We start from the raw sequence: 10,840 nt of genomic DNA on the forward strand, positions 1-10,840 counted from the left end.
GAGGAATCCTCCAAGGCCGTCGGCCCCAGCGGGATTCCCGCACGGGAACAGGCATCGGAGGCGATCTTTCCGTACTGGGACCAGGACCGAAGACGACTCTCGATCCTCTTCTATCGCCGGGTGATGCACATCACCGAGTACAGCATTCCGTGCCTGTTCACATATGAGGGAATGCCACCGGAGCAGAAGTCGATGACCCTCCGTCACGGTTACGGCGTCGAGCTCGGCCAGAAGCTGGAGCTGGACGCGAACGGAGCGCTGGTCGCGGTGCGATCCTTCGAGCCGGCATTGGTCCGCCTCGAGTCGAACGCGCCAAAGGTCGATCCGTCGGCGAAGGGATTTCCGCCGATCTGCCCCGGCTCTCCCGGAGCCCAGCGGCGATATCACCCTCAGCTTCTGCCGAGCGACCTCCCTTCGTCGTCGTCTCCGTCCAAGCCCTCCGCTCCGTCCGCGCTGCGCTGGAAGGGGAGCTCTCCGCTGCCCTCGAAAGGGCCATGCTCCCTTGACGACGGCGGCGCTCTCGCTACCGGCCCCGCCGTCCCCCGCCCCCATGGCCTCGTGGGGAGCGGCCTGTCCCACGGGGTGGCCCTCTCTGATGCCCTGCACCCTTGCCACTCGGGCGCCTCGTGCCACGGGGGGAACTCTTCTCCTGGCCTGTCTTCCGCCCGCGTGGATTCCGCGCTCCACGGGCGGTATCCCGGTCGCGCACGCCTTCACTCCGGCGCGGAGGGATTGAGCGCTCCCTGCGCGGGGCCTCCTCTCTCTCCCGTCGAGGCGCCGTGCCGCGAGTGGAGCTTCCGCCACGGCCTGGCGCCTCGCGACGGCTGAGGCCCTTGCCGCGGCGCTCCTGACCCTCGCTCTGGCGGCCTGATCTGCGGGCGTTGCTCTCTCCACCGGTTGCGGCCCGGGAGTGTGTACGGCCCGCCTCGCGCGCTGGGTGCCTGCCACGAGCGGTGCCCTCGCTGCGGGACTCATACTTCGCCGGCTCCGCGTCCTCCTTCCCGGCCTGGAACTCCTCCAGCTCCTCGAGAAAGACGGCGTCCTCCCGAGGTACCTCGGCGCGCGGCAGACTCATGCGGATGATGCGCTCGATGGTGTGCACGGCCTCCTCATCCCGCGCGGTGACAAACGTCGAGGCGCGCCCACTCGCGCCAGCTCGCGCCGTGCGGCCAATCCGGTGGACGTAATCCTCCGGAGCGTGGGGAAGATCGAAGTTGATGACATGGCCGACATCCTCCACGTCCAGCCCGCGCGACGCGATGTCGGTGGCCACCAGGCAGCGGTACTGCCCTCGCCGGAATCCCTCGAGCGCCTGTCTGCGCTGTCCCTGCGTGCGGTCCGCGTGGATGGTCGCCGTCTTGTGGCCCGCGCGCTTGAGGACTTCCTGCACCTTCTCGGCACGCTCCCGGGTGCGGGTGAAGACCAGCGCGCTCAGCTGGTCCCTGGCGAGCAGACTGAGCAGCAGCGGGTACTTCTCCGCCGCTTCGACTTCGTACAGCCGCTGCACGGCTCGCGCGGCGGGAGTCCCGCTCGGAGTGACCTCCACCCGGACGGGCCGGCGCAGCACCTCCTGGGCGAAGCGGGTCACGTTGTGACCGAGGGTGGCGGAGAAGAGGAGCGTCTGACGCTCGCGGGGCAAGGCGGCCAGAATCTGCGACAGCTCGGGCATGAAGCCCATCTCGAGCATCCGATCCGCCTCATCCAGCACGAGCATGCGCACCGCCGAGAGGTTCGCCACGCCCGCCTTCAGCAAGTCGGCCAACCGGCCCGGGGTGGCGAGCACCAGGGAGGGCCGCTGACGCAGCGCCTCCACCTGGGCGCCCATGTCCGTGCCTCCGATCACCACCGCCCGGGTGACACCGCGCGGCTCACCGAAGAAGCCGGCCTCCTCGGCGATCTGCAGCACCAGCTCGCGCGTGGGGGCGAGCACCAGCCCAGCCGGGCCCCGCTCACCGGCCAGGCGCTCGACCAGGGGCAACAGGTAGGCTGCGGTCTTGCCTGTGCCTGTGATCGCACAACCGATGACATCCCTCCCAGCAAGCGCCGGCGGGATGGCCTGGGCTTGGATCGGCGTGGGTGAGGCGAAGCGGGCGCGCCGCACCGCATCGAGCGATTCAGGAGAGAGGCCGAGGGACTTGAAAGAGGTGCTCACGCGCGAGGGACTAACACACGCGGACGCTCGGGGCGATCCGGATGCACGCTTTGCCGCACGGGACGCTCGTCCAGAGAGCCCACGCTCGGTATATTCCCCCGGCTTCACGAAGCTGAACTCACTCCAAGGAGGGATGCATGCAAGCGAGAGCTATCATCGGAGGGCTGCTGTTGGCCGCGGGGCTGCTGTCAGCGGGCTGCGGCGGCACCGGGCAGGAGCCCGAGCAGGATAACGGGCAGATCGAGCAGGAGGTCGCGAGCTGCGCCGCCGGCTACACGGCCTACTCCATCTGGGAGTGTGAGCCCGTCTGTGGCGCGAACTACGGCAATGCCCTGCACCGCTATTGCACCAACGGGACGGATACGTACGACGCGGGCATCGTGCGCATCACCTGCGGGGCCTGTTACTGAGCCAGGACTGACGGCGAAGCACGACGGCCCGCCCCTGAGAGTCCTGGGCGGGCCGTCCAAGGTCTACTTCGTGCCCTTGGCCGGGACCACCACCGGTGGGGGCTCGTTGTAGAAGTGGGTCCAGAGGATGGGATCGCCCTTGCGGAACGCCGCGGTGATGGTCCGGCCGATGACCTGCGGGCGCTCTGCCTCCCTCACATAGGAGGGCGTCAGGGTGTCTGGGTCCATCCCTCGCTCCGTCACGTCCTCCATCGTCAGCTTCCCGCCGACCGGAATGTCTCGGGCCGCCACCAGACCCATTGTCTGCTTCCGGGTCTCAAACTGGGACCACAGAAGCGGATCGCCGGCTTGCAGAGGCACCAGGATGCGCTGGTTCACGACGTAGGACGCACTGTCTGGCTTGACCACGGAGCTGGTGACGAACTGCTCCGGGACAGAGCGCTGGGAGATCATGTCGAACGTGACGAGGGTCTTCTCTGGGATGTCCTGTGACGCAACGACCACAGGGACGAGGTTCCAGCCCCTGCGGACGTCTGCCTCCTTCTTCTTCAAGTAGCTATAGCTGACCACTCCGATGAGGAGCGCGCTGAGCACGAAGCCGAACCCGCCGCCGAGCAGCAAGCCCAAGATGATCGAGCTGGATGAAGACGTCTTGGAGGGACTGGGAACATTCATGGTGCTGCACACTATAGAGGAGCTACGGCTCGTCCGTCTCAACCCGTATCCCGGTAGACGGTCGTCCCCGCTTCCACTGTTTGAGTTGCACCATGCGCAGGCGGTGGCGGATCCACTTGAACACAAAGACGCCCGGGGGCCATGGGGCTCCCGGGCGTCCGGACTTCAGGGCTGCTTCAGCCCAAGGCTAGTAGGTGCCCTTCATCGTCACGTTCGTGTACGCGCTGTAGCCGCGCGAGCAGGCGTACCACGTACCGGCGCTCGGATTGTTGATGGTGCAGCTCTCGGTGCTGCCGGAGAGGTACGGGCGGCAGTTGTAGGTGCTGGTGGTGGGCTGCGCGTTGAACCGGACGAACAGGTCCGCGTCACCCGTGGTGCCCGTCTTACCCATCTGGTTGAAGACCACCGAGCTCCTCCCGCTCGGCACGGTCAGCGTGTAGCAGGTCATCGAGCCCGAGGCACCCGAGTACGAGGCCGACTCCACGCCGCTGGTCAGCACGTTGCCGCCACCGCCGCCCCCCGTGGAGTACGCACCCTTCAGGCTCATGCCCGAAGCGGCCGAGTAGCCGGAGAGCTTCACGTAGTAGGTGCCGGCGCTCGGAGAGGCGATGGTGCAGTTCTCCGTGTTGCCGGATGCGTACGGACGGCAGTCGTACGAGGAGCTGGTCGGCTCGGCGCCGAACTTCACGTACATGTCGGCGTCACCCGTGCCGCCGCTCAGGTCGAACTTCAGGTTGCTGGCGCCCGCGGGCACCACCAGGGTGTACGCGCAGGTCCAGGCGCCCGCGCCCACGGAGATGTTGGGCACCGTCACGCCGTTGGTGAGCGCCACCGGCGTGCACCCGGGGCCCCCTCCTCCGTCCGTCGGCGGCGGGGTGTTGCCCGTCGTCGCGCCCTTGGCCACCTCGCCCAGGAAGGCCACGCCGAGCTTGGCGAACTTCACCGAGTTGGTCGCGGTACCGCCGGTATAGGTCAGCGTGTCGCCCGCGGTGTGGATCTGCGGGTTGTCCGTGCTCATCGTCGCCTCGAAGGGCATCGTGGCCGGGAAGCCCGCGCTGGTCCACGAGGCGTGATCCGAGCAGCCGTAGCCGCAGGTGATGTTGGTGTAGGTCGTCCCCGGCAGGTACGTGGACATGAGGCTGGTGGTGAAGCTGTTCAGCGCGGCGTTGGTGTTGTCCGTCACCATGCCGAAGTCGTAGCTGGAGCCCTTGTAGTTGGTCATGTCCAGCTGCAGCACGCCCACCACGTTCACCGCGTTGTTCTTGTGCCAGGTGGCGATGGCGTTCGAGCCGTACAGGCCCACCTCCTCGGCGGCATAGGCCATGAACTTCACCGTGCGCGCCGGCCTGTAGCCATTGGCCATGGCCACGCGGAAGACCTCGGTGAGGGAGGCCACGCCCGAGGCGTCGTCATCCGCGCCTGGCGCCGCGCCGGTGCTGCTGCTCCCGTTGATGGAGTCCAGGTGGCCGCCGATCACCACCACCTCGCTGGGCAGCGTGGTGCCCTGGATGGTGGCGATGACGGACGGCTGCAGCCATGAGTGCGTGAAGAACGCCACGGACACGTCCGTGCGCCCGTTGGCGATGGTCGTCCACTGGTTCTTCAGCCAGGTGGCCGCGTCCGCACCTGACTGCACGTTGTAGCGGCGCGTCGTCCAGTTCGTCGACAGCGAGTTGATGGTGTTGCGGATGTTGAGCTCCTGCACTCCGCTCAGCATTGCGTTCACCGACGGGCCGTTGTTGATGAAGTAGGTGGCCAGCAGCGTCGGGGGCGGCACCGGAGCACCGGCGCTGTCCACCTCCGCCAGGGCCTTGGCCTCCGAGTCATGGGCGATGAAGCCCGCGCACCGGTTGAGCTTCGAGTGAATCACGCCCGCGACTTTGTCAATCTGCGACTCGGGGATGCGCAGTGCCGCCACCCCGCCCTTCTCACGCAGCGAGGCCGGCAACATCAGGCCCTCGCCCTGGAAGGACTTGTGCACCTCCTGCAGTGCGTCCGTGCCGATGGTGATCCACACCATCTTCTCCTGCGCCTTGTCCTGCTGGGGGGCCTGCGCGAACGCGGGTGCGGCACACGCGAGCCATGCGACGATTGGAACGTATTTCCTCAGGGTCATACGCGGCTTCTCCTCGGCGCAGGGACTTCTTCGTGGGGGATTCCTCGAACCTGTCTTCTGCGGATGGCTGGAAGGCAAGGTCATTGCGCCAATTCGAGACCTTAATGAAAGTCAGGCGTAGAGCACAGAAGAGAGGCAACTCAGCGGGGCTGGAGGGGCCGGAACTCGTTCGCCTTTGGCTCGTAGACTCGCAGCGTCGCCGCCACCAGATCGTAGACCCAGCCGTGGATCTCTACCCGGTTCTCGTCCAGCGCCCGCTGGACGACCGGATAGGTGAGCAGGTTCTCGAGCTGCACGACCACGTTCTCGAACACGAGCTGGCGGGCAACCACCTCCGGAGTCGCGTCCGGCCACCGGCTCGCGATGCGCTCGCGCACCACCACCGCGTCCTGAAGCCAGGCCGCGAGCGTCGGTGTCTCTGCCTCCAGCGTCCCCAGGCCCTCCGCAAGGGCCTGCAAGCCTCCGCATTGGGTATGACCGCACACGATGACGTGCGGCACCTTCAGGAAGTGGAGCGCATACTCGATGGCGGCGCCGACAGACCGGTTGGCCAGATGACGCCCGAACGGGGGGACGATGTTGGCAATGTTCCGGACCACGAACAGCTCACCAGGGCTCGCATTCACCATGATGTTGGGAACGACGCGCGCATCGCAGCACGACAGCATCAACGCCACAGGCTGCTGCACACCCTTGGCGAGCGTCTCGAAGAGCTCGCGCTCATTCTCAAAATACTCGCTGCGGAACCGGCTGTGACCTTCGAGGAGCTTGGTGACCATGCGCGGCGAACACTACACCACGGAGGCCTCTTCCACAGAGGCCTCAGGGGGTGAGCGGCGGGTTGGGCCGTGAAGCGGGCCTGTGAGCGAGGACTGGACTACGGCCCGACACGTAGGCCTCGCGCTGCGCCTCGAGCCTCGCCCGCAGCTGCTCTACCGGAGTGATGTAGCTGGCAGCGCGGACCGCCGACTCGCTCAGGGACAGCCACACCAGGCGCGAGCCAGAGGCTCTGGCGTGCCGGATCCCGGCTGGTAGAGGTACGGCCCCTCCGAGAGGTAGTGGCACAGGGGCTCCGACGCCGTGTCGTAGCTCGCCGGCCCCGTCCCGACTCTCAGGTGCCGGAGCGCGAACTCCGAGCAGATCTCGCACGCCGCGGCCCGCGTCTCCGAGTCCAGAGCCCCGTTCGTGGCCCTTGCCCTGAGCGCCTCGAGGCCATCCGACGCGAACGCCCGGCACCAGTCCGATGCGTGGCCCTGGTGGAAGACGCGCGCCAGCGCCTGGGCCCGCTCCTTCGCCACCGCAGTCGTGTCGGCGGTTGCCGGCCACGGCAGCACCGGATCCACGTATGAGGCCAGCACGCTGTTCGCGTACTCCCCGTTCGGCTTCGCGCCCAGGAAGGTCCCGAACCGGCCCTCCGCCAGCTCCGTGCCCAGGGGCCGCTCCTTCGCCATCAGCCGTGTCAGCGAGACGACGCGCTGCAGCCCCAGCCGGAACTCGTTCCTCAGCCGCGTCGGCACGGGCACCTCCCCCGTCTCGCGTGCCACGGTGGGCACGATCGCCCCCACCACGCGCGAGTCCAGATCGAGCGTCACCTGCCGGCCCACGAGGCGGAACTGCACCGCCGCCGCCTCCTTCATCGCCCGGTTCGTCACCCGCTGCCCGAAGCACTCCGGGCCTGTTGGCTCCACGGTCCGCAAGCCCTGGGCTGGCGAGCCCAGCGGGCCATGGTTCTCCCCTGCCGCCGTGTACACCTCGCGCATCCCCGACACCGCGCAGGACAGCAGCCGCTCTGACTGCGGCGTGTACGTGCTGCCCGTCCCCAGGGGTGGCAGCAGCTCCAGGTAGTCGTCTCCGATGGCCGGGTGGCGCTCCCCACTGGGAGTGATGAACTCCACCGCCGGGTGCGGCGCGCAGAGGGCGTCATTCACGTCGTAGCTCGTCCACGCCGGTACCCGCTGGAGCACCCCGCGCGCCCCGTGCAGCAACCCCGAGGCGAGCGCCACGAGCACCGCCCGATCACGCTGATCCCCCGTGGTGCTCGGGAAGTCCACGAGCTCCGGTGAGCCCCAGCGCTGCCACATGTGCCCCGCGCTCCAGGCATCCTGCAGGTAGTGGTGCCCCACCGCCTCCAGGGCCAGCGCCTGGGCCTCGCACGCGCGAAGGTAGGCCGTGAAGCGCGCCCCCGCCGCGCCGACCGCGTCCTTCATCGCCTTGCACTCCCTCGCCCGTCCCAGCGCCAGCGCGTGGTAGTGCGCGTAGAAGCGCCCGGCCTGCGGCAGGAAGTGGTTCGAGTTCACGGGCCCCATGTGCGAGGCGAAGTCGTGACACAGCGTCGCGTCCTCCCCCGCCCCCGGCAGCGGGCATGTCTCGTGGCCCGTCGCCCAGTCCCACAGCGCGTACGAGAAGTCCGGCAGCTGCGCCAGCTCGCCCGGGGTGATGGAGCGCAGCTGCACCCGCTCTGCCTCCGCGAACGGCACCGGCTGCAAGGACGTGAGCTGCTGCCCAGCCACCGGCACCGGAGCACCCGACGTGAAGACCCGCAGCCGCATCGTCGCGGAGGACTCGGCGGGCAGGCCCGCCTTCTCCCGCGTCACCTCCCAGAGACGGCGGTGCTCGTCCAGCTTGCCCACCCAGCGGTGGCGCGCGGTGTTGGGCCCCGCCGCGGGCGAACACCAGGAGCCGGAGTTCTGCGGGTACTCGGAGGGCTCCTTCGTCGTGTCCGGTTGCTCGTAGCAGACGGACTCCCAGGCCACGGCGGGCAGCGACAGCAACAGGGCCAGCAAGAAGAGGTGTCTCATCACTGGTCCTCCAGCAGCGCACGAACCCCCGGGAAGCAGTCCGGTTCCACGAAGAAGGTCTGCTCGAAGGCCGTGAACGCCTCCTGCCCCCGATCTCGTGCCTTCGCGTAGGCGTCCACGCAGGCCGACGGACAGCAGTCGTCCTCCTCCCAGGGCTTCGACGTCTTGCACAGGGGGACGGCCGGTACGCACTCGTCCACCGAGCGCTGGCCGGGCTCGAAGCAGTAGGTGATCAGGTCCGTGCAGGCCCCGAGCGCCGTGATGGCATCATCGCCTCTCGGGTCGAGCTGGAGGCCCCCCAAGGGGTTCTCGAGCAGGACGAAGTTGCCGGTGCCCCGCTTTGGCAGCGAGAGGTTCGGCAGATCCACCTTCGGGAGATCCGGAGGATCGATTTGCTTCACCTGCTCGCAGGCGAGGCCCACGGGGAGCACCGCCATGAAGAGCAGTGCACGAAGGATGCGCACCATGCTGACTTCTCCTTTCCGGCCCTGGGAGTCCGAAACCTACTGTTCCTGTATGTCCTTGCGCTGACTCTGCGCGTACCCAGCCACGCTCTTCCGAATCTGCGGGGCCAGCTTATGGTGGGGCGCCAGCGCGAGGAACTTGCGGTAGTGCCCCATCGCCTTGTCGAACTGGCCCAGCCCGGAGTAGGCAGCCCCCACCATCCTGTGGCACTCGGCATCCTTGGGCGTCAGCGCGACGCACCGCTGCGCCTTGGCCAGGGCCTGCGCGTAGTTCCTTCCCTCATAGAGCTTCGTCGCGCTGTCGTACGCCGCCCTTGCGTCCTGTTCCTTCTTGGAGAGCGCCGGAGCGGGCGTCCCGGTGTCGGCCACGGCCTCGGTGGGCGCAGTCTCGGTGTTGGCGCCGCCCTCATCGGGTGAAGGCTCGGCCGAGGCAGCGCTGTCAGCAGGGGCGGCGGCCAGCTCTGGAGCCTGCTCCACCTCCGCAACCGCCGCAGGGGCTTCGGCCGGCTCAGGCGAGGCCGGCTCAGGCGAGGCCGGCTCAGGGGGGGGCGCGAGGGGAGCCTCGGTGAGCTGGAGGGGCTGAGGGTTGGAAGGATCCTTCCCCCCCGCGGGCTTCGAGCGCTTCATCCAGAAGAAGCCACCCGCGAGCGCCCCCACCAGGAGCACCACGCCCAACACCGCGACTGCCACGCCGCCCCCTCGACGCCGAGAGGCCCGGAGGCGGGTCTGCCCGGGTTCCGATGCATCCATCAGGGTGTCGGCCTGCGTCGGAGCAGAGCCATATTGCCGCGTCGCGGCCTCCGAGGACTTGTCCGTCGGTGCCTGGGACGCTCCAGGCTGCTGCGCCGAGGGCTCTGGCACCGTGTCGGACGGCGCCCGAGCCCGCCCCGGCGACATCAACGCCGTGGGAGACTGGCCTCGCCACTGGGCGAACTGCTCCCGGAACGCGTCCGGCACCTGCGCCTGCCGGCCCGTGCTGGCAATGTCCTCACGGAACAGCTCCTGGACGAAGTGCGAGAGCGACATCGCCGAGAAGCGCGGCGCGCTGGCGGCCAGGAACGTCGCGAGCGCATCCCCAAAGGCGTGGCAGGACTCGTAGCGATCCTCCTGCCTCACTGCCAGCGCCTGCATGACGATGGCGTCCACCTCCTCGGGGAGCTTCGGATTCAGCTCTCGGGGCCGCGGAAACTTCCCCTCCATGAGCCGGGGCATCGCCACGTCCGGCGAATCCTCGACCGGGAGCTGCCCGCACAGAAGTTCATAGAGGACGATGCCGGTGGCCCACACATCCGTGCGCGCATCCACCTCCTCCCCTGCCGCCTGCTCCGGAGAGAAGAAGAGGTACTTGCCCTTCACGATCCCCGGCTCGGTGCTGAACCCGCGCAGCTCTCGCGCCTTGGCAATGCCAAAGTCGACGATCTTGACCTGCCCCTCGTAGCTGATGAGCACGTTGTCCGGAGAGATGTCCCGGTGGACGATACCCAGCGGCTGTCCCTTGTCATCCGCACGCGTGTGCGCGTAGTGCAGCCCCCGGCACATCTCCAAGGCGATGAAGGCCGCCAGTGGAACCGGGACGGTCGCCATCCCCGCCTTGCGCGCGCGCTTGAGGACGCGGTGGAGCGGCTGCCCGTCCACGTACTCCATGGCCAGGAAGTAGTCCCCGTCCACACGCCCGAAGTCGTAGACCTGCGCGATGTTGCCGTGCGACAGCGTGGCCGAGATCCGCGCCTCGCTGATGAACATCGCGATGAACGCCTGATCATTCGTGTACTCGGGCAGCACCTTCTTGATGAGCACGGGCTTGGTGACGCCCGCCTCGCCCAACAGCCGGGCCCGGTACGTCTCCGCCATGCCGCCACGACCAAGCCAAGACACCAGCTCATAGCGGCCGAACCGCTCTCCAGGTTGGAGGGACATTCGCCGCATCCTAGGACGGCCGCTGGCGCCCATGAGCACCCCGGGGCGATGACGGCAGTCACCGGTGATGACTGTCGTCACCACCCCTACCCGGTGGCTGCTGTCACCACCTCCCCCTGCCTTGGCGCCAAGATTCTCACCTAACCCCATGAAACTCCTGGGGATCACCTTTCGCGCACCCCTGCTCTAGTTCATGGCATGCGGGGTGCATTAGGGGTCATCCGTACTCACCGCCACCCCAGGCGGTTCTCCAAAAAGGACTCAGCCATGCGCGTCAACCCCTCCGTCGCCCCCGCCGTTGCCCGTAC

At 68.1% G+C, this 10,840-nt stretch carries 8 protein-coding genes; 1 reads left to right on the forward strand and 7 read right to left on the reverse strand.

What is annotated here, in order from left to right; all coding sequences use genetic code 11:
- Positions 1–523 precede the first annotated feature (523 nt).
- Positions 524–2,152 (reverse strand): DEAD/DEAH box helicase, encoded by a 1,629-nt coding sequence (locus tag VD972_RS01435; protein WP_324979584.1) that lies wholly within the window; start codon positions 2,150–2,152, stop codon positions 524–526.
- A 137-nt stretch (positions 2,153–2,289) separates the two neighbouring features.
- On the opposite strand from VD972_RS01435, the gene VD972_RS01440 reads away from it, so the two are divergent.
- Positions 2,290–2,562: a hypothetical protein gene (locus tag VD972_RS01440; RefSeq protein WP_324979586.1), complete on the forward strand. Its 273-nt coding sequence runs from the start codon at positions 2,290–2,292 to the stop codon at positions 2,560–2,562.
- A gap of 63 nt (positions 2,563–2,625) precedes the next feature.
- Here the strand turns inward: VD972_RS01440 and VD972_RS45360 are convergent, their stop codons facing one another.
- From VD972_RS45360 to VD972_RS01475, 6 genes are all read right to left on the reverse strand, one after another.
- Entirely contained in the window at positions 2,626–3,237 is a 612-nt protein-coding gene (locus VD972_RS45360) for an SAF domain-containing protein (protein ID WP_414653962.1), read from the reverse strand.
- Between the two features lie 187 nt (positions 3,238–3,424).
- Positions 3,425–5,353 (reverse strand): M20/M25/M40 family metallo-hydrolase, encoded by a 1,929-nt coding sequence (locus VD972_RS01455; protein ID WP_324979588.1) that lies wholly within the window; start codon positions 5,351–5,353, stop codon positions 3,425–3,427.
- A 140-nt stretch (positions 5,354–5,493) separates the two neighbouring features.
- Positions 5,494–6,132 carry a carbonic anhydrase gene (locus VD972_RS01460; protein WP_324979592.1) on the reverse strand — a complete coding sequence of 213 codons (639 nt, stop codon included), beginning with the start codon at positions 6,130–6,132 and terminating at the stop codon, positions 5,494–5,496.
- Positions 6,133–6,327: 195 nt separating this feature from the next.
- Entirely contained in the window at positions 6,328–8,151 is a 1,824-nt protein-coding gene (locus tag VD972_RS01465; protein ID WP_324979594.1) for a hypothetical protein, read from the reverse strand.
- Positions 8,151–8,618, reverse strand: coding sequence for a hypothetical protein (locus tag VD972_RS01470; RefSeq protein ID WP_324979597.1), 468 nt, complete (start codon positions 8,616–8,618; stop codon positions 8,151–8,153). Before VD972_RS01470 ends, VD972_RS01465 begins: the two co-directional genes overlap by 1 nt.
- Before the next feature lie 36 nt (positions 8,619–8,654).
- Positions 8,655–10,532 (reverse strand): serine/threonine protein kinase, encoded by a 1,878-nt coding sequence (locus VD972_RS01475; RefSeq protein WP_324979600.1) that lies wholly within the window; start codon positions 10,530–10,532, stop codon positions 8,655–8,657.
- Positions 10,533–10,840 lie beyond the last annotated feature (308 nt).

The sequence above is a fragment of the Hyalangium sp. genome (assembly GCF_035629615.1).
GTDB lineage: Bacteria > Myxococcota > Myxococcia > Myxococcales > Myxococcaceae > Hyalangium.

Excerpts from the sequence above, each read along its gene's own strand:
- VD972_RS01475 (WP_324979600.1), bottom strand. The coding sequence starts at position 10,532 with ATGTCCCTCCAACCTGGAGAGCGGTTCGGCCGCTATGAGCTGGTGTCT.
- VD972_RS01440 (WP_324979586.1), top strand. The coding sequence starts at position 2,290 with ATGCAAGCGAGAGCTATCATCGGAGGGCTGCTGTTGGCCGCGGGGCTG.
- VD972_RS01470 (WP_324979597.1), bottom strand. The coding sequence starts at position 8,618 with ATGGTGCGCATCCTTCGTGCACTGCTCTTCATGGCGGTGCTCCCCGTG.
- VD972_RS01460 (WP_324979592.1), bottom strand. The coding sequence starts at position 6,132 with ATGGTCACCAAGCTCCTCGAAGGTCACAGCCGGTTCCGCAGCGAGTAT.
- VD972_RS01465 (WP_324979594.1), bottom strand. The coding sequence starts at position 8,151 with ATGAGACACCTCTTCTTGCTGGCCCTGTTGCTGTCGCTGCCCGCCGTG.
- VD972_RS45360 (WP_414653962.1), bottom strand. The coding sequence starts at position 3,237 with ATGAATGTTCCCAGTCCCTCCAAGACGTCTTCATCCAGCTCGATCATC.
- VD972_RS01455 (WP_324979588.1), bottom strand. The coding sequence starts at position 5,353 with ATGACCCTGAGGAAATACGTTCCAATCGTCGCATGGCTCGCGTGTGCC.